Below are 20,081 nucleotides of genomic sequence, written 5' to 3' on the forward strand. Positions count from 1 at the left end.
TCCCCCTTTATTTCGCTAACATATTTTCTGGTAATGATGCGAATGCTTGCTCTAAATCAGCGATTAAATCGTCGATGTCTTCAATTCCTGCTGAATAACGGATGAGGCCTTCAGGAATCCCCATAGCCGCACGTTCTTCAGGTGTACATTCCACGTGGCTCGTGGTTCTGGCTGGCCCAACAATCGTCTCAACAGCTCCTAAGTTAGCCGCACGATTGGCAAATTGAAGTTTTGGTAGAAGGTGTCGCACTGTATCAATTCCACCTTTTACTGAAAAACTCAGCATTCCTCCAAATCCTCGCATTTGTTTTTTCGCAATGTCGTGTCCTGGATGTTCTTCAAGTCCTGGATAAAACACATCATCCACCATATCAACTGTTTTAAGGTATTCTGCAATTTTTTGCGCGTTTTCATTTTGACGTCCAATGCGTAAATGAAGCGTTTTCATCCCACGTAGTAAAAGGTAAGCAGCCATTGGATCAAGCGTTGCACCGTTAATTTCACGGTAATGATATATTTGTTCCACTAATTCTTCGCGTCCACAGACAACACCGCCTAAGGCATCTGCATGACCACCGAGGAATTTTGTTGCACTATGAATCACTAGATCAACACCAAGTTCAATTGGATTTTGGTTAATCGGAGTCGCAAATGTGTTGTCTATAATGACCAAAGCCCCAACATCATGCCCTGCCTTAACCATGCGCTCAATATCTGTAATTTTTACAGTAGGATTCGTTGGTGTTTCTAAATAAAGAACCTTACAACCTTTAGCCACTTCTTCTTCAATCGCTTCATGATTTCCTGTTTCACAAAGCTCCACATCAACATGTTGTTTCGGTAAAAACTCAGTAAAAATTTTATTGGTACCACCGTACGTATCTTTAATCGATACAATGCGATCGCCCGGGAATAAGAATGTGCCTAATGTGTTACTGATAGCTGCCATTCCGGTAGAAAAGCTTGTTGCCGCTTCTGCCTCTTCTAACGTTTTGACCTTATCTTCAAATGCCTGAACGGTTGGATTCGTGTTCCGGCCGTAAATGTGACCCGTTTTGTTCCCAACAGCCACTTCATACCATTCGTCCATATCGTCATAACCAAACGATACGCTGTGCACAACCGGTACTTGTGTTGCACCGTGGACGAGTTGATCTTTTTCACCAGCCCACAGTGCTTGAGTTCCCTTATTAATTTCTTTCATCATATAATCTCCTCCCTAACTGATAATTCCATCACTTCCATCTGGTAATTGAAACGGGCTTTGAATGAGTAGTTCTCTCGGATAGTCCGTAAACATCTCTACTCCTGTCTCAGTCACCCGGAATGATTCACTCATTTCCAAACCATAATGATCTAACCAAATTCCTGGTATAAAATGAAAGGTCATATTAGGTTCTAGAACTGTCTGATCACCTTTACGGATACTGGCTGTATGCTCTCCCCAATCAGGTGGGTAATTTAACCCCATGGAATAACCTAATCGAGATTCTTTGTCGATTCCGTAACGTCTTGTTGATTTTCGCCAAGCCTCCTCTAATTCTTCTAATACGACTCCCGGTTTCACAATCGACATGACGTCTTCGATTCCTTCCGCCACAATTTGTGCAAGCCGTTCCAATTTTTCAGGTGACTGTCCGATATGAGCTGTTCGTGCTAATGGACAATGATAACGTTTAAAGCACCCTGCTAGCTCAATAATGACGGAATTATCTTCTTTAAAATACTGATCACTCCAAGTTAAATGAGGCGTAGATGTGTTTTCTCCTGTTGGAAGCATTGGTACGATCGATGGATAATCTCCTCCGTACTCTTCTGTTCCCCTGATCAGTTCAAAAAAGATACTCGCAGCCGCATCACATTCACGCGAACCTGTATGAATACTTTTTAAACCAGCATTCATTGCCCGTTCAGCAATTTGAGCTGCCTTTCGAATATAATCTATTTCTTGAGGCGACTTTATAATCCGAACCCAATTGACTAGACAAGACCCATCTTTAAAAGTGGCATTCGGAAGTTTTTCTTTTAACACCTCATATGCCTTAGCCGTGAAGTAATACTGTTCTTTCTCGACTCCAATCACCCGATTCCCTTGCCCAATTTGTTCTAATATCTCTGCGATAAACTCCATTGGGTGGTGATCTTCTGATTGAACATAATAATCTGGATAAGCCATAATGTTTTCGTCGTACATCCATGTTTTAGCCTTAGCCCCAGGTGCATCCATATACCGTCCAATCCAAACTGGCTGTGGCTCATCAATGATGACAATTAACATTTGGTGTACGTAAAACGACCAAGCATCATACCCAGATAAATAATTCATGTTCGCGGGATCGGTAATTAACAGAACCTCAATCCCTTTTTCATTCATACTCTTTTTTGTTCTCTCTAACCGATGCTGATACTCCACAATATCAAAATCCAACACGCCAACATCCTCCCTTCGTTAAATGACTGAATTTTTAGTTTTCTTAATTATATTGTACGAAGAACCTGCTATAAATGTAATGTTCAAAGTGTATGAAGTTTTTTGCTCATGTTTTATACACTTTGAATAATATAATAAAGCCCGCCAAATGACGGACTTAAGTTTTGATTTTATCGGCATGTATTCGTTTTCTATGGACATGTTTTCTGATTCTATCGACATGTTTTGAAATTCTATGGTCATGTTTTCTGATTCTATCGACATGTTTTGAAATTCTATGGTCATGTTTTTCGATTCTATCGGCATGTATTCGTTTTCTATGGTCATGTTTTTCGATTCTATCGGCATGTTTGTAATTTCTATGGTCATGTTTCTTTTTTCTATCGGCATGTTTGCCATTCTATGAGGGATTTCTTACTTCTATAGGTGTTTTTCCTTAGCCAATAGGGGTATTTTCGTTTTCTATAAGCGTATTTTTCAATTCTATGGGTGTGTTTCTTTTTTTATCGGTGTATTTTTCAGCTCTATAAGTGTATCTCATCATTCTATAGGTGTATTCACTAATCTTTAAACTGATTCAACATCCACAACCGAACGCTAAACTCCAGCAAAAAAGAATCATCGGCATCCACCAACGACAGCTTAGTCAATTTTTCTATATTTCTTAACCGGTACAGTAATGACTGGCGGTGCAAGTTCAGTGCTCGTGCGGTTTGACTCACATTCCCCTTATATTTCTGATAGGTCATGAAGGTCTGAATCAAATCAGTCTTTCTTTTTTGATCGTATTCCACTAAAGGCTTCAGAATTTCTTGCACGTGATTCACGACTTGATTGTCCTTCGTCAACATGAGTAACAAACGATTGACTCGAGTTTCTTCAAAAAATGTACGTTCACCGAAACCGTATTGCCTCGTATGAATATCCAAAGCGGTTCTGGCTTGCTGATAACTTTCATAAAAAACATTTCCATCACCACGGTGAAATCCTACTCCCCATGCAAAGTCTAAATTCGTTAACTGATCGTGCAGCCGTCTTTCCACCATATCCAAAAAATGATTCACATTCTCTTGATAAGCAAAATCATCGGTTTCAATAAAAATGATGACTTCCCCATCATCAAACGTGGACATTGTCTTACGATTCAGCTGCTGGCTCGCATGTGTAATTTCCTTTTGAACATAGTAGTTCAAGCTATGTAGAGAGGATTGCATCGATCGGTCATTTTCATGTTCTTCCAAATCGATAGTACGAAAATCACCTACGATACACGCATACGACTTCGCTAAATCATACCCCAACAATTCTCCTTTAGATAAAATCTTCGTCGTTAGCTCTTGCTTTTCTTTTGCCAAATCTAATATAAAATTATCCTTCAGTCTAATTTCCGTTGTCTCGATCGCATTTTCCGTTAAAAAGTAAAGAGCACACGCGGTTAAACCGTGTTCCAACGCATTCATCGTGAGCCACGATAAATCCTCTGGCTTCTCTGGTTCAAACAATAAATAACCTTGTTTTTTATCATTCGAAAAAATACTTAACTCATAGCACGTTTTATCATTTACATAATATTGATCAAGGTGATGGTACAAAGGGTGCTCATCTAAAGGGACCTCTGGTTTATCCAGCTTCTGAATTTCACCATTCGCATGACCATTTAAAACATCAATGACTTCCGTGTCAAACTCATAATTAGCCCGAACTATTTGCCTCTGGTCACTAATAGCAACAGGTATTTTTATGTTTTGATGCAAAAGGGCAAGAATATCCTTTAAAGAACCTCCACTTAATACACAATCCGTTAACTGTTGTCGCAGTTCTTCCGCTTTCAAACGTTCCCATTCATTCTCACGATTTATCGCATCAATCACTTCTTGAATCACATCTGAAAACCGAACCTTCCAAGGGATGTCTATTAAAATAAAATTAGAAGCCTCCGCTAATTCTACAACTCTCTCGGGCACATCTAAAATGTGACGCCCTGTAGAAATCGTTAAAGCAGAAGCTCCCGAATGAATCACATCTTGAACAAATTTTTCAAATAGAGCAGGATCATCTGCACACCCAATCCCTGTCGTTAACACGAACTCATGCTTACGTACAAAGTTCTCAACAGGAACTTCCATAACAGATACCCACTCTACCATTGTGTCCTGAAGATGGTTATGACCTGTAATCACATTTGCTTCTTCCATTATATTTAACTGAACGACATCTTGCATCGCAATTCCCATTCTCATCACCTATATGCTTTGACATAACTATACTTGTATTATAATGATGAAAATGAGAAACAGTCAATTTAGAATATTTAGAACTTTTGTCTATAATTGAAGCAAACGATGTTCCTTCTGTTCAAAATAGTAACGATCAAATGCCTTCAGTTCTGACATTTTGAAATGAGATTTTAAATAATCATATAAATCTCGAATAATCAACCTCACTCTCTCATCACTTTCCTCACCAATTAAAATAAGCGTATCCATAATTACGAATAAGATTGAAACGTCTTTACCCATATGATCAATGACTTGATAAAACGACTGGTATAAAATGTCTCTCATCTGTCGCTGCTTTGTTATCACCCTAACCTGCTTATGATCTTCATACACCAAATGTTCTTTATGATATTTAATGATAAGTAATAAAATTTTTCCCAAATGTTGAATACAATCAATCGCAGTATGAGGATCATTAATACCGCTTGAAATCGCACGAAGCGAAATTTCTTCTAACTTTTGAATCGTATACTGTACATCTTCACTCGCATTACGCTCTCTTCCAAGTGTAAACGCATTTATTAACTCATCTGGAACTCTACTTTCTTCCTTCTGAAAAACTTCTGCAATCACTGTCGATTCAACAACAAAACTCCCAATTTCTTGTTTTAATTGAATAATCCAATCTTCCTTTTTAGCTATTTCAAAAAGATGATCGTAATCAATAATTTGAAGGTATCCATACCTTGGACTAACAACTTTGGATACTATTTTAAATTCGCTCGGTATAATAGGGTTAGCTTTTTCCTTAATTACCTCGGATTTCTCTACTTTTTGGTGATACGTTTCTAAATTGCGCTTAGCTTCTTCAGTAATACTTGAGATAAGATTTGATACTTGAATAAACGTGGCGACGTGTTGAATGAAAAATGCAAAAAATCCTAGACAAATAAGGGATAACATAACCGAAAACGTTGCTGCTAATATTTGTTTATCTTCGAATTCGACTCGAAGAAATAAAAGGGAAATAATTGAATATAGAAAGCCACCCATAAATACCCCAAGCACCGTTAATGTTCTTCGGTCAGTTAAAAAATTTTGCAATGTTCGAGGTGAGAATTGAGAGGAATAAGTCGTCAGCACAATCATGATCGTGGAGAACGTAATCGCCGTCATCGTTAAAAGTGCCCCAGCAATCACCCCTAAGATATCCTTACCAAGCTCGGCATTGGTATAGAAAAACTCAGGTATGTAACGATCAATTCCATTGTAATAATCATAATCTACTAATATAATTCCGACTGTTAAGAAAAGAGCAATTAAACAATACATGACTGTTTTTTACCAAACTTACCACTTCTTTACTATGTTTGAACTTAGTGTGACACGAATGATTGGGTCCCATTCATTAAAAAACGCCTCCCCAATATGTTTGGGAGGCGTTTAACTTTAAATTAACGTTTTACTCGCGACTAATGGTGAGAAGCGTGCATTAAAGAATCTTAACGTTGGTGGTTCATAATCCATTTGTAAGCCCGTAATTTGATCACGTTTTTGATATAGCTCAATCACCGAGTCAGCAACCACATCCATATGATTATTTGTATACACTCGACGTGGAATAGTTAGGCGAACTAACTCTAGCTTCGGCTTATTATGTTTACCCGTTTCTTTATTACGTCCAGCTGATACAATACCTCTTTCCATTCCTCGGACACCAGAGTCTAAATAAAGAGCTGCTGCAAGCGATTGTGCTGGGAATTGTTCTTGTTCTAGATGAGGTAAAAATTGTCTCGCATCTAAGTAAATTGCGTGACCACCAATTGGTCGAACAACTGGAACCCCAGCGTTAATTAATTGTTCACCCAAATAACGTACCTGTTGAATACGGTGTTCGATAAAATGATCATCTGCCGCTTCATAGATCCCTTGTGCCATCGCTTCCATGTCACGCCCTGCCATACCTCCATAAGTTGGCATACCTTCATACACCACAACGAGTTCACGAGAACGAATGTATAATTCCTCATCATTCATCGCTAAGAAACCACCGATATTGACGAGAGCATCTTTTTTACCACTCATTGTACAACCATCAGAATAAGAGAACATCTCTTTTAAAATTTCTTTAATAGTCTTATCTTGATAACCATCTTCACGCTCCTTAATAAAGTAAGCATTTTCAACACAACGCGTGGCATCATACATCACAGAAATACCGTAATGCTGACAAAGTTCATAAACTTCTCTCATGTTAGCCATGCTCACCGGCTGTCCACCCGCCATATTAACCGTCACCGCTAAACAAACATAAGGAAGACGATCTGCACCGACGTCATCAATTAATTTTTGTAATTTCGTTATATCAATATTTCCTTTAAAATCTAGTTCTGCAAAAGGGTCATGAGCTTCATCAATAATAACATCAACGAAAGTTCCCCCGTTTAACTCCTGGTGTGTTCGCGTCGTCGTAAAATACATGTTTCCAGGAACATAATCGCCTTCTTTAATCATGAGTTGAGACAATAAATTTTCCGCCCCACGACCTTGATGGGTCGGTAAAACATATTTATAACCATAAATCTCTTGAACGGCATCACGAAGACGATACCAGCTCTTACTTCCAGCATACGCTTCATCTCCAACCATTAGAGCCCCCCATTGCTGGTCGCTCATAGCACTCGTACCACTATCTGTTAAAAGGTCAATATAAACATCTTTTGAATCTAACAGGAACGTATTATAACCTGCTCGCTTTAGTGCTTCCTCTCGCTCTTCTCTCGATAACATATTAAGGGGTTCTACTGCTTTAATTTTGTAAGGCTCCGCTGTACGACGCTTATTCATAACACCAACTCCTTTTATAAATATTCCTAATTTTCAGTTTAAATAATTATTCTATTCCTGCAAGAACTTGGTGTAAAGAATGAACGCTTTAAAATAATGAAGGATATAGGGAGGTCTGTCGATAAACCTCGAAAAGAACGATATGATGCTGATAAATTTGTAGATTTTCGCCGAATGAGGTCGAGAATCTTTCATAGTAAAAAGGCAAAAGAAAAAGGCGATCAAAATAATGATCGCCTTTCTACGTCCATATAAATCATACCTTAATTTAATGCAATTTTTCCCTGTCTACCGCAATTGGAGGTTGCTCCAACCAACCCTGATTAATCATAATGTTAGCGGCATCTTCTACATATAATGATACATCTAAAATACAACGTGAATATAATGCCCCAAGATCTCTTCTGCCGTTTAACGATGCTCCATTTGCATAAGCTCTTATTTTCATTGAAAACATATCAAGTTTATGAGCTACCATTAGTTTATCTGAGAATGGCGGGGTGGTTGATGTCGTAACTAAATGATCAAGCAGTGATGGAGAAGGCAAATTATCATCCGTTAGTTTTTTCGATAACATTTCAATATGCTTTTGATTAATTTTTACCCCACGTTCCAGAAACTTTTTGATCTTTTGATCTTGAGCACCTTGACTAAACGCCAAAACTAGTGCCTTACTTATTACGTCGTTGTTAATATTATCAAATAAATGTGCAATTTCTAGTCCATGAAGTGATCTTTTATCACCGAAATAACCATTTAAGAAACTTTGATTATTTACAAACTCAACTTTTTTGGGGTTTGGCATAGTGGGCGAATTCATTAACAATCCTTTTGCCTTTAAAACATCATGAAGAATGCCTGCCAATTTAGCTGTTTCATGTTCTACTCTTACAAAAAATTCTCTTATATCCTTCCTAGTTACTATCGGAATTGCAGCACTATAAAGACTCAGCCCTGCTTTAACAGTATATTGTAAATAATAAAGATAAAATTCATCATCAAATAGCCGTGGTGCCTCAAAGTTAACATCTTCATCTACGGTAAATCCGATTGGAACAGGAAAACTTTCTTTATTAAATATTTTTTCAATATCTCGTTTATAAGATTTAGATAAATCTAGGGCTAACTCTACAACTTTTTTTATTTCTTTATCTTGGACATTATCCATAAAATAACTTAACACACATACTCCAAGCGTATTGCCATTGTATGTTGTCCAAAGTTTTCCCATTTCTGCTGAAGTTAAATTATTTATAGTCACTACCCCCCATTCATTGTATGTTTATTTATATAATGCTTCAATTACAGTAGAAAATGTATTTTTTTAATCAAAAACTTCCGGATAGAACATAGCTCATCTTACTTAAAGTCTATCTCTAATAACTGTTTCATTCAATAAATCCTAATGTGTGTCCAGCGTGATAAGAGGAGTGTTTGGATTAGCAACATCGTCGTAATTAATCAGGATCTTTCCATCTTCTAAAACGTTAAAAGCATATTCCCCATTTTCAGCAGATTCAGGGTCTTTAAAAAAACCAAACGTATATACTTCTTGTCCTTGTAATTGATCCATGGAATCTTCGACGCTAATTTTCTTAACTTTTAGACCTTCGACCTTCGATAATACCTTTTCAATTTTTTCTTTATCGGTTACAGTTTTTTTCTTATCACTAGAGGATGAGCTGTTTTCGACTTTTTGTACTATTAATGTATTAGCAAAATCCTTGTTCTCAAAGGTTACAACCTCTTCATCATTTGAACAGGCGCTTAATATTAAGATTACTACAACTAGTGACACACTTAAGTATTTCATGCATAATCTCTCCCGTTTTTTAAATTCCCCGGATTCCTCTTTTCATTTATAGGATAAGTTAAAAATGTCAGGGTCCTTCATGTGGCGGATTTGATTAGCAGCAAATTCATAATCATATTCTGTCTCACGTAAATCCACTTCAGGACCAAGCATGACCCAGCAAGCTCCACTGGCGGCGCTTGGGAGCCCAACGCTTCCTGCATTAATTATCCTTTTATCATATACGGATCTATCAAACTGAACATGTGTATGTCCACAGACTATGATATCTTGATTTACTGTCTCAATCATTGGTTTAATTTCATTTTTAGGAGTATCTTGACGGATGGCTTCTTCATCACTTCTAGGTGAGCCATGTACAAATAAGACATCACCTAATCCATCTATCTTTAAAGTAATATTATCTTGTAACTTATTTAAAAACTCAATTTGGGCATCCGTTAATTGATCTGAACACCAATGATTAATATCTGCAACCCATTTATCAATCCCTTTTTCAATTCCGTGTCGTTCTCCGACTTCGCGATCGGCATTCCCCTTAATAATAAATATGTTCTCCTCAAGTGCCATAATCCGCTCCATAACCAATGCAGGCTGAGGTCCCCAAGCCAAATCGCCACCAACTACTATCGCATCAGCGTCACTTTGTTGTATTTCTTCTAGAACTGCGTTAAGAGCTGAATAATTTCCATGAATATCATAAATAGCAGCTACTCTTTTCACAGTTTTAACCCTCCTATAATCCACGACTTCTAAGATATATTTCCACTTCACATTTATCGCAATCTTGAGATTTATTTTAACATAAATATCCATATACTTTTGATTGATCAAAAAAATAACACTCGAATAAATCGAGTGTTATTTCCACTAAATTATTTAACGTCTTCTAACATAAACCAATAATGTGCTAGTGTTTCCATTCCTTTATCAAAGTTTTCTAAATGGAAGTGTTCATTCGGTGCGTGTAAGTTCTCATCAGGAAGACCGAATCCCATTAACACAACGGGAACTTGTAAAATACGATCTAACTCTGCCACGATTGGAATCGAACCCCCACCTCGAATGTAAGCTGTTTCTTCGTTATAAACTTTTTCATAAGCTTTTGCAGCTGTCTGAATCACAGGGTGATCAAATGGTGTGACGTAAGGCTTCCCTTTATCAAATGGTGTTACTTTTACTTCTACACCTTTAGGTTTATTTTTCTCAACATGTTTAGTTAACAGTTCAACAATTTCTTCAGGATCTTGGTCTGGGACTAAACGACACGTAATTTTTGTTGTCGCTTCAGAAGGTAAAACCGTCTTAATTCCTTCACCTTGAAATCCTCCGTAAATACCATTAATCTCAAGCGTAGGTCTTACAGAAGTACGCTCAACATATGAGTAACCTGCTTCACCTGTTAATTCAGGAACCTCTAAGTCTTGACGTAATTTTTCCTCATCAAATGGAACAGAAGCTAGTGCTTCACGTTCTTCGCCAGACAATTCAGGAATATTGTCATAAAACCCGTCAACTAAAACTTTATTATTTTCATCTCGGAAAGAATCTAAAATTTTAACGAGTGCATGGATTGGATTCATCACCCCTCCACCATACTCACCAGAATGTAAGTCTCCTTTAGCACCTTTAACATCAATTTGAATACCTGCTAATCCACGTAGACCGTATGTAATGGTTGGCTTGCCTTTTTCAATTAACGCGGAATCAGATACCACAATTAAATCAGCTGATAACATCTCCTGGTGCTCTTCAGAGAATTTCGGTAAAGTCGGGCTTCCAATCTCCTCTTCCCCTTCAATTAATACTTTGAAATTCACAGGAGGTGTGTCTACTGTATTCAGAACAGCTTCCATTACTTTCATATGCATGAAAACTTGTCCCTTATCATCTGTTGCACCTCGTGCATATAATTTATTATCACGAATCGTTGCATCAAAAGGCTCTGAATCCCATAACTCCACAGGATCGACCGGTTGAACATCATAATGTCCATAAATTAGAACTGTCGGCGCATCTGAATTTTTTATTACTTCACCATATACGACTGGTTTCCCATCAGTTGGCATGACTTCAGCTTTGTCAAATCCACTTTTTAATAAATCATCTTTTACCCATTCAGCCGCTTTCACAACATCATCATGATGTTCAGATAAAGCGCTAATACTAGGAATAGCTAAAAATTCTTTTAATTGATTAAGATGTTCTTCTCGATGGTTTTTTAAATATTGAATAACTTGCTCTTGCATATTGACTAACTCCTTTCATATTTTAATCTATTAAGAAATATCTTATCATTACCTTAACATCAATTCATTAAAGAAACTCCAAAAATTATTTAAAAATGTTATAATCACGTAGAAAAAAGGTATATAGCTATCATACAGATATAAAAACTGGACCCGAATGTAAACTTCCTGGAGTGAAATATATGATAAAAAGAATCATCCAAATACTATTACCAATCTTTCTGGTCTACGCTTTAGCTTTTTATATACTCTATATCAAACCTCAACCAAATGTTGTACAGCACGACATATTACAATCTGAACATGAAGGTCCATTGGTCATCGCTCACAGAGCCGGGGATTTAATCGCGCCTGGAAACTCTATGGCAGCCATTGAACAATCTGCAGAGCTCGGTGTTGACTTAATTGAACTCGACATACACATAACGAAAGATGGACATTTAGTACTTATGCATGACCCCTCTGTCGACCGAACAACAGACGGATCTGGACTTGTGTCTGAATTAACGTTAGAAGAATTCCAAATGTTAGATGCTGGGTTCCATTTTCTTGACCTAAATGGGGAATATTCATTCAGAGGGTTAGGCGTCTACAAACCAACATTAGAAGAAGTTTTTCAGGAATATCCAGACATGAAATACATGTTAGAAATCAAACACACGAACCCTCCACAGTTATACGGTGATATCGCCTTGAAACTTTGGGATTTAATTCAAGAATACGATATGGAAGACAAAGTCTTAGTCTCATCTTTTGATCAAGAAATAATTGATGAATTTAATGAACACGCTGAGGGCCGAGTCGCTCTAGGAACAGGAGAACAGTCCGCATTTAACTTTGTCATTACCAATAAATTATGGGTACGCAACTTTTTCAAACCGAACGGACATGCCATTCAATTTCCCGTCAGAAATAAATTCTTTAACTTTTTTACAGAGGAAATTATCGAAGGCGCCCAACGACTTGGTATGGATATCCACTATTGGACGATTAATGACGAAGAAACAATGAGAGAACTGATTGATGCTGGTGTTGACGGTATTATTACCGACCGCCCAGATATGCTGATTGATATTTTAGAAGAAAAAGGAATGAGGAAATAACTTGAATCTGTAAATGAAAGCGAACCTAATTAGTAGGTTCGCTTTATTATCAAAAAAGCCAGGTTTACCCTGGCTTTACCATTTTACTCTTCAATTACTAATTCGAACGAAGCATTTAGGTTAACCTCTTTGCCAATTAAAACGCCGCCTGTTTCTAATGCCGCATTCCAAGTTAAACCGTAGTCTTCTCGGTTAAGTTGACCTTCCACATCAAAACCTGCAACCATATTGCCTGCCATTGGATCTTTCGCAACACCATTGTGGTGAACTTTGAAGGTTTCTTGGTTCGTTACTCCTTTAATCGTTAAATCACCAGTTACTTCGTATTCAGATTCGCTTAATTTTTTTACAGACTTGCTTTCAAATACGATATTCGGATGATTTTCTACATCGAAGAAATCTCCGGATTTTAAGTGACCATTACGGTCTTCGTTATTGGTTTCAATTGAAGCTACGTCGATCACAACTTTAACACTTGCATCTTCAAGGTTGTTTACATCGCCATTTAACTCCACATTAAAATCTTGGAATTCACCTTTTGCTTTTGATACCATCATGTGTTTTACCGAAAAATGTACGGCACTGTGTACTTTGTCTAAATTTACTGTAGCCATTTAAAATTTCCTCCTCTGAAATAATTAACTTACTTTATGTAAGTAAGTATACAATTTATATTTAGTTACGTCAAGTCGGTTTTTCTATTTTAAAAAAAGGTCTTTTACGTTATAATAGGTACAAAGAGGTGAATATCATGGCCGATACAAACATTTGCCCAAAATTCGAAAAAGCTTTATCTATATTAAATAAACGTTGGACCGGCTTAATTGTTTTCCAATTACTAAACGGTTCACAACGTTTTTGTCATATTGAATCTGAAATTGGTATTAGTGGTCGTGTGTTATCTGAGCGGTTGAAAGATCTTGAAAAAGAGGGCATCGTTAAACGTACAGTTTACGATGAAACGCCTGTTAGAATTGAGTATTCTTTAACCGAAAAGGGATTAGCACTCGAACCCGTTTTAAACGCCATTCAAAACTGGGCTGACAATTGGATGGAGCAAGAAGCAGTTAATTAAGAGTGTCATATTATGTGTGTTAAAGTGAGCATTAAATTGTTGAGCAATTTAATGCTCTTTTTTGATTTTATCCATTTTAATAAAAGACGATCATTTTAACGATCGTCTTTTTGTCATTTTTTCATTAACAATATTATTCTACTTCAATTCTAGACCCACTAATAAAATGGATCCATTCCTACTTCCTCATTATGGAAAACGATTTATTCAATTTTTCTTTATTAGCGAAAGAAAACGTTATATATTACAAAACCTAATATCAATACAAGTACGATCATCCCAGTGGCTTTCCAACTTAAACCACCTACTAAATCTTGCAATCCACCTCTACTGTAGGCGCTGGAAGCATACTCTCTAATATCCTGTTGTCTTAGTCTTTCTCTTCTTTCTTCGGGACTCTCTTTATTCTCGCTCATTATGAACCCCCCTTAAAAATAAACATTTTACAGCTTTCAATTTTAAACAATAAAAAATGCCACTCGCACCTCATAAGGATTTCGGTTGTTCATTAAAATAATTAGAAAAATATAAATTATAAACGACATAGGTAATGTAAAAACAAAAATGAGTCTGACAGCTAAAGAGGGAATGCTCAAGTATTCCGCTATACCACCGCAAATCCCAAATAATGCTTTATCGTGGTTCGCCTTCATTAAACTCAATTAGACCTCACTCATTTTTGTTTACCTACTACCCTCATTTAACCATAATTTTGTAATAAAATTTTATGTAAATCCTCATCTATTATAAATGTTTCACTTTCTTCAATGACTTTTATAAACGTACCTTTAAGTATTAAAAACACCCTAATTCTATTCTGATGAATTAGGGCGTTTGATGTTAATAATTATTTTTCGCGATCCTGCGCTCCCCACCATTCAACATTTTTCAGACCGGGGACATTATCCACGTGGAAGGATGGATCTTTTCCTTCCTTACGTTGTTTCATATAATCCGATAAAATAGCAAAGGCAATTTTGTTTAACAACAAAATAGCAACTAAGTTGACAATCGCCATCATCGCCATAAATAAGTCTGCCATATTCCAGACAATATCAATCGTTGCCATGGAACCAAACATCACCATACCTAATACAAAGATACGGTATATGTTTCTCCAAGTTTTACTATTCTTCAAGAAATCAATGTTTGACTCACCGTAGTAATAGTTTCCAATAACAGAACTAAAAGCGAATAAGAAAATCGTAACGGCTAAGAAAATCGTTGCCCAGTCACCAATTTGTTCACTTAGAGCCGTTTGAGTTAATTGGATTCCATCTTCTGTATGACTAGCGAAATCATTGTAAAGTAAAATGATGAACGCTGTGAAACTACATACAACAATGGTATCGACGAAAACCGCTAATGATTGAACGAGTCCTTGCTTAGCAGGGTGACTGACACCAGCTGTTGCAGCCGCATTTGGCGCACTACCCATACCAGCTTCGTTCGAGAATAGTCCTCGTTTAATACCTTGCATGAGGGCTGCACCGACCCCACCACCAACAAATTGTTCAAGTCCAAAAGCATGAGAGAAAATCATACCAAAAATACGCGGAACTTCACTAATGTTCATAACAACTACAATGAGTGAGACCACAATATAAATGAGCGCCATAATCGGTACAATCGTACCTGATACAATGGCAATTCGTTTAATACCTCCAAAAATAATGATTCCAGCAAGTACAACTAAAATAATTCCTGTGACATAATGTTCAATATTAAAGGCTTTTTCAACTGCTTCAGAAATCGTATTTGCCTGTACAGCGTTGAAAACTAAACCAAATGTAATCGTAATCAAAACCGAGAATAATACAGCCATCCAACGTTGACCGAGCGCTTTTTCAATGTAATATGCTGGTCCTCCTCGGAAGCCATCTTTATCAGGCACTTTATAAACTTGAGCTAACGTACTCTCAATAAATGCAGTCGCCATACCAATTAAAGCAATTAGCCACATCCAAAAGACAGCACCAGGTCCACCAATCGCAACAGCTAGTGCAACACCAGCTAAGTTACCCGTTCCAACACGTGATGCAATACTAATACTGAATGCTTGGAAGGCGTTCGTTCCGCGTTTCCCGCTCTGTTCAACCGCTTCCTCCGTAATGACTTTAAACATCTCGGGGAATAAACGGAACTGAGCGAATTTACTAAAGAACGTAAAATAAAGTCCAGCACCAATAAGTAAATAAATTAAAATGTAGTCCCAAAAGAATGTATTCCCATAATCAATCAGGGTACTTAAAAAATCCATTCTTCCTTCTCCCTTCATCATGTAATCGTTTTACTAATCAAATTTTATCAATTACCATCATAAAATAATAATATAGATTTTTAAAAATGACTATTTTCCTACTTTATCATTTGAAAACTGTTAATTAAATATTCCTTTTCTATTTTCGAAAGCTGTTTGATTCGTGCTTCTCGGCTCATCGCCTCTGATTTTGTTTCAAATGTCTCATAATAAACTAACTCAACAGGTAGTCTAGCTCGAGTATATTTTGAAGCTTTGCCACTTAAATGTTTTTCGATTCGCTTATCTAGATCATTGGTATAACCGGTGTATAATGATTGATCACAACAACGCAGCATATATGTATAATGCACTATTCCCCCACCCTTAAGCTATTGACCCGCTGTTCAATTTTCCTTAAATAAGACTCCGTTAAATGTGGCGTTCCACCGCGAATGATTTCGTTAAGATAATGATCAGGTGGAGCGATTTCATCTAACTTTTCTTTAACAATGAACGTGAGCATAGGTTTAATTTGGTCCTGAATCTCCACATCGATAACCGCTGGGCGATACTTCCCAATATAAACCCCTTCACGTTCATATAAATAGTCCATCGCTTGTTCACTAATTTCATAAACAATGCCTTCTACCTCGTGCTCATGCGCTTCGACAATATCGGCCCGACCCCCATCATGCGAACGAACAGTAAACCTTACTTCATGATTCTTTAATAGCCCCATTCCTACTGTCCTAAATTGATCCAACATGCCAGCTTGGTCAATCCGTTCGTGGTCCATACAAGATCCATAAGCAAAATAAAGCGGTGTCTCTTTTTTATCTAGTAATGTTTTTAATCGCCAATCGCCATACGGTACTTCAGGAGCATTTTCAACCTCTTTTGGATAATAATATAGTAACGCGTTAAATTCACCAAAGTCACTAAAAACAACCCGTTCCGTTCTCTGATAGTGGTCATTTTCAGGATGTCCGGTGTAGCCTTCTAACTCATCAACCTTAGCTAAAACTCCATCATCCACTTCATAAATTTCCCCATAAACGAGCTCGTCAGAATCCAAAAGTAACGCTGGATAATCATGACCTGTATCTATTAATCTACCAGCTGTCCAAGCTTGCTGAGAGATTAACGTCGAATCCTTAAGAAGTCCATGATTCCGTTCATTATGACGCAATGTGCCATAAACAAAAATAAAATGTCCCATATTCTCACCCCATTTATATAAAATACTATATCGCCAACAAGTCGTTGGCGATTATTGGAGTCCGTTACGAATAAATCGAATCGTTTGCTCAATTTCGTATTCATCATCCCACTCATGGTTTGGCATAACGACGAACCGTGTAATGATAAATCCAATGACGGTCGTCATCATTAACCTAATTACCGTATTAGGATTAAAGTCATTAGATATCTCACCTTGTTCAGTGTATTGCTTAATTAATTTTGTAAAACGAGGATAAACTTTTCCGATAAAAATTTCTTTAAACTTTATTTGTAGCTCTTCGTGAAAACTGATTTCTTGAAGCAATATTTTGAGTAAGCTTTGATTCCTCTTAACAAAATTAAAACGATTAATGATAATAGTACGAAGTAATTCCTCATAGGATTCATTTTCTTTTTTTTCGAATACCTCTTTAATGAAATGGTCCGCAAAAAAAGGAATCGCAAACTTAGTAATCATCGGTGACACAATTGATAACAATAACTCTTTTTTGGTTTTATAATGACGGAAGATCGTCCCTTCGGCCACCCCAGCCCTCTTAGCAATCTCACTTGTAGAGGTTGATGCGTAGCCTTTCTCAGCAAATATTTCCATCGCTGCTTGTAAAATTTTCGCTTGTTTAGGAGTTAATTTTATTTCATCATCTGTATTGGTCATGAGCTCGTGTAGTAGATCTTTTTCATCCATAAAAGCACCTCAATTATAAAGTCCGATGTCCTCTTAATACTCTAATATTTAAAACAAAGAAAACAAACGCAAAACATAATAAAACTAGTATCTCAAACCATACATCCTGTATATGCGCACCGCGAATCATCATTTGTTGCAAAGCTTCAGCCCCATAAGTCAGTGGCATAAATTTGCTGATTACTTGAATCCATTGATCTAATGTTTCAAGGTTAAATAGACCAGCAAAAAAGACTTGAGGAATAATGACGATCGGGATAAACTGCATAATTTGAAATTCATTTTTGGCAAATGTCGATAGTAATGTCGCTAACGATAATGCGGTCATCGCAAGTAAAATCGTAACTAATAAAAGTTCCCAAAAAAGTCCGACCATATACATATCTAATACATAAATGGCAAACGTCACGATAAAGAGTGATTGTATTATCGTAAAGAATCCGAACCCAAGCACGTAGCCACTTACGAGCTCCCACCGTCTAATCGGAGTGGATAATAATTTTTCTAAAGTCCCGTGGGTTCGTTCTCTTAAAAAAGAGATGCCTCCTAAAATAAACACAAAGAAAAACACGAAGAATCCTATAAGCACAGGGCCAATACGATCAAATAAATTTAATTCAGCCGATCCATATAAATATTCTACCACGTGTTCATTTAATTGTGAGGATGAATCAAAACTTTTTAAAGAGTCTTGAACGGCTCTCATCACCGCAGAATTAATCGATGGCTCACTACCCTCTAACAAAATATGAGGCGCTTGGTCATCTATTGATAGATAGGCATCATATTCACCATCCTGCATCAGTTGAACTGCTTCTTCTTCACTCCCAGTGGTCAATTCCCCCGTATGTTCCTCTAGACTTTCAACAATTGGATCAGGCAAGTTGTCATAAACAATTTTAGGCTCGTAATCATCACCATCCACCACTAACCATATTAAAGTTAACACAAATAATGGTGCAATCATCATTAGCGCAAGTGAACGTCGATCCCGTTTCATCTGTCTAGCAATACGTTTTACAATCGCAAACACTCTCATTATTTCACACCCCCAACGGATAGGAAAACATCCTCAATAGAATCGGATTGATATTCTTCTTTTAATTCGCTAGGACTTCCTTGAGCCATTAACACGCCATCCCTTAATAAACCTAACTCATCACATTTTTCCGCCTCATCCATCACATGAGTCGTGACAATTATCGTAATCCCATTACGTTGAAGATTTCTAAATTCATCCCAAATCTCTTTTCTTAGTACAGGATCAATTCCGACTGTCGGTTCATCTAAAATTAATAACTTAGGTTCATGGAGCAAAGCCGTCGCTAAAGACAGTCGTCTTTTCATACCACCGGAATACTTTTCAACTGGTTTATCTAAATGATCAATTAAGTTAACTGTCTCCATAACTGCATTGATTCGTTTCTTTAAATCGGAAGACTTCAATCCATAAATCGATCCGATAAATTCCAAATTTTCCCGAGCGGTCAACTCTTGATATAAAGCATCAGATTGAGCCATATATCCCGTCATATCAATCACATCAAAAGAAGGAACTTTTTTCGAATCAATATAAATCTCACCTCGGTTCGGAGTCAAAATACCAATCATCATGTTCACCAACGTTGTTTTCCCCGCACCCGAAGGTCCTAATAAACCAAAGATTTTTCCTTTTTCAACACTTAACTGAATCTGATTTAGTACGTTCTCGCTGCCAAATGAATGCGAAACATTCCTAACTTCAACAAAACTCATTGGCTTCACCTCTCTTTTAAAATGAGTGAGTACTCACTTTTATTTTATGCATACTTTTCCTTTTATTCAACCCCAGAACAAAATCGCTAACGCGACTTACTACGTCCCAAGTGAGTGCTAATCACTTGGGACATTCTTCGCTCTAATCATAGTGCCATTACAGTGAGGGCAATGAAGCTCAACCTCTTCATCATTATTTTTATCCACACTAAACTCTCCGATGATATAATCAGGTACTTCATCAGTTCCATTACAGTCAAGACATTTAAATATAACTATTTTGATTTCTTCATCCAATCCGAAAGGATCATCTTCTAACCATTCATCGATGTCTCCGAACAAATTATCCTGATCTTTTTTCTGGGACAAACTCATACCTCCTCCATTTATTAACTGATTCAACATCTTCCATGTAATGAT

General features: G+C 37.1%; 21 protein-coding genes. 2 read left to right on the plus strand and 19 right to left on the minus strand.

Features of this window, described 5'->3' with window-relative positions; all coding sequences use genetic code 11:
• Window positions 1-7: 7 nt before the first annotated feature.
• From BMY57_RS09030 to BMY57_RS09075, 9 genes are all read right to left on the minus strand, one after another.
• On the minus strand, window positions 8-1,204 hold the full coding sequence (locus BMY57_RS09030; RefSeq protein WP_423809556.1) for a cystathionine gamma-synthase family protein: 1,197 nt from the start codon (window positions 1,202-1,204) through the stop codon (window positions 8-10).
• A 15-nt stretch (window positions 1,205-1,219) separates the two neighbouring features.
• A complete protein-coding gene (locus tag BMY57_RS09035) occupies window positions 1,220-2,428 on the minus strand; it encodes a M24 family metallopeptidase (protein WP_091773714.1) in 1,209 nt (402 codons plus the stop codon).
• A gap of 563 nt (window positions 2,429-2,991) precedes the next feature.
• A complete protein-coding gene (locus tag BMY57_RS09045; protein ID WP_091773695.1) occupies window positions 2,992-4,665 on the minus strand; it encodes a PucR family transcriptional regulator in 1,674 nt (557 codons plus the stop codon).
• Between the two features lie 90 nt (window positions 4,666-4,755).
• On the minus strand, window positions 4,756-5,982 hold the full coding sequence (locus BMY57_RS09050) for a DUF2254 domain-containing protein (protein ID WP_091773696.1): 1,227 nt from the start codon (window positions 5,980-5,982) through the stop codon (window positions 4,756-4,758).
• Window positions 5,983-6,099: 117 nt separating this feature from the next.
• Window positions 6,100-7,497, minus strand: a complete 1,398-nt coding sequence (locus tag BMY57_RS09055) for a tyrosine phenol-lyase (RefSeq protein ID WP_091773697.1) — start codon at window positions 7,495-7,497, stop codon at window positions 6,100-6,102.
• Between the two features lie 268 nt (window positions 7,498-7,765).
• Window positions 7,766-8,758, minus strand: a complete 993-nt coding sequence (locus BMY57_RS09060; protein ID WP_256205284.1) for a DUF3231 family protein — start codon at window positions 8,756-8,758, stop codon at window positions 7,766-7,768.
• Window positions 8,759-8,899: 141 nt separating this feature from the next.
• Complete coding sequence (locus BMY57_RS09065) at window positions 8,900-9,310, minus strand: hypothetical protein (RefSeq protein ID WP_091773699.1); 411 nt, start codon at window positions 9,308-9,310, stop codon at window positions 8,900-8,902.
• 42 nt (window positions 9,311-9,352) lie between these two features.
• The gene (locus BMY57_RS09070; RefSeq protein ID WP_256205285.1) at window positions 9,353-10,033 is read right to left on the minus strand and encodes a metallophosphoesterase family protein; all 681 of its coding nucleotides are present in this window, start codon (window positions 10,031-10,033) and stop codon (window positions 9,353-9,355) included.
• 152 nt (window positions 10,034-10,185) lie between these two features.
• Window positions 10,186-11,559, minus strand: coding sequence for a dipeptidase (locus tag BMY57_RS09075; RefSeq protein ID WP_091773700.1), 1,374 nt, complete (start codon window positions 11,557-11,559; stop codon window positions 10,186-10,188).
• Window positions 11,560-11,741: 182 nt separating this feature from the next.
• Here BMY57_RS09075 and BMY57_RS09080 point away from each other — a divergent pair, with 182 nt between their 5' ends.
• Window positions 11,742-12,662: a glycerophosphodiester phosphodiesterase family protein gene (locus tag BMY57_RS09080; protein WP_091773701.1), complete on the plus strand. Its 921-nt coding sequence runs from the start codon at window positions 11,742-11,744 to the stop codon at window positions 12,660-12,662.
• Window positions 12,663-12,745: 83 nt separating this feature from the next.
• Here BMY57_RS09080 and BMY57_RS09085 read toward each other — a convergent pair whose 3' ends face one another.
• Window positions 12,746-13,276: a YceI family protein gene (locus tag BMY57_RS09085; protein ID WP_091773702.1), complete on the minus strand. Its 531-nt coding sequence runs from the start codon at window positions 13,274-13,276 to the stop codon at window positions 12,746-12,748.
• A 137-nt stretch (window positions 13,277-13,413) separates the two neighbouring features.
• On the opposite strand from BMY57_RS09085, the gene BMY57_RS09090 reads away from it, so the two are divergent.
• Window positions 13,414-13,737: a winged helix-turn-helix transcriptional regulator gene (locus tag BMY57_RS09090; RefSeq protein WP_091773703.1), complete on the plus strand. Its 324-nt coding sequence runs from the start codon at window positions 13,414-13,416 to the stop codon at window positions 13,735-13,737.
• 221 nt (window positions 13,738-13,958) lie between these two features.
• Here the strand turns inward: BMY57_RS09090 and BMY57_RS09095 are convergent, their stop codons facing one another.
• From BMY57_RS09095 to BMY57_RS09135, 9 genes are all read right to left on the minus strand, one after another.
• Entirely contained in the window at window positions 13,959-14,153 is a 195-nt protein-coding gene (locus tag BMY57_RS09095; RefSeq protein WP_091773704.1) for a DUF6366 family protein, read from the minus strand.
• 42 nt (window positions 14,154-14,195) lie between these two features.
• Window positions 14,196-14,390: a PspC domain-containing protein gene (locus BMY57_RS09100; protein WP_091773716.1), complete on the minus strand. Its 195-nt coding sequence runs from the start codon at window positions 14,388-14,390 to the stop codon at window positions 14,196-14,198.
• Between the two features lie 194 nt (window positions 14,391-14,584).
• Window positions 14,585-15,997, minus strand: a complete 1,413-nt coding sequence (locus tag BMY57_RS09105; protein ID WP_091773705.1) for an alanine/glycine:cation symporter family protein — start codon at window positions 15,995-15,997, stop codon at window positions 14,585-14,587.
• A gap of 98 nt (window positions 15,998-16,095) precedes the next feature.
• Window positions 16,096-16,335 (minus strand): GIY-YIG nuclease family protein, encoded by a 240-nt coding sequence (locus BMY57_RS09110; RefSeq protein WP_175615524.1) that lies wholly within the window; start codon window positions 16,333-16,335, stop codon window positions 16,096-16,098.
• A gap of 14 nt (window positions 16,336-16,349) precedes the next feature.
• Window positions 16,350-17,198 (minus strand): gamma-glutamylcyclotransferase family protein, encoded by an 849-nt coding sequence (locus BMY57_RS09115; RefSeq protein ID WP_091773707.1) that lies wholly within the window; start codon window positions 17,196-17,198, stop codon window positions 16,350-16,352.
• A gap of 51 nt (window positions 17,199-17,249) precedes the next feature.
• Window positions 17,250-17,906, minus strand: coding sequence for a TetR/AcrR family transcriptional regulator (locus BMY57_RS09120; RefSeq protein ID WP_091773708.1), 657 nt, complete (start codon window positions 17,904-17,906; stop codon window positions 17,250-17,252).
• A 13-nt stretch (window positions 17,907-17,919) separates the two neighbouring features.
• The gene (locus BMY57_RS09125) at window positions 17,920-18,945 is read right to left on the minus strand and encodes an ABC transporter permease (protein WP_091773709.1); all 1,026 of its coding nucleotides are present in this window, start codon (window positions 18,943-18,945) and stop codon (window positions 17,920-17,922) included.
• Entirely contained in the window at window positions 18,945-19,661 is a 717-nt protein-coding gene (locus tag BMY57_RS09130; RefSeq protein ID WP_091773710.1) for an ABC transporter ATP-binding protein, read from the minus strand. Before BMY57_RS09130 ends, BMY57_RS09125 begins: the two co-directional genes overlap by 1 nt.
• A 117-nt stretch (window positions 19,662-19,778) precedes the next feature.
• The coding region (locus BMY57_RS09135; protein WP_256205286.1) for a hypothetical protein at window positions 19,779-20,081 on the minus strand (303 nt) is incomplete at its 5' end.

This window comes from Piscibacillus halophilus, assembly GCF_900110685.1.
Classification (GTDB): domain Bacteria; phylum Bacillota; class Bacilli; order Bacillales; family Alkalibacillaceae; genus Piscibacillus; species Piscibacillus halophilus.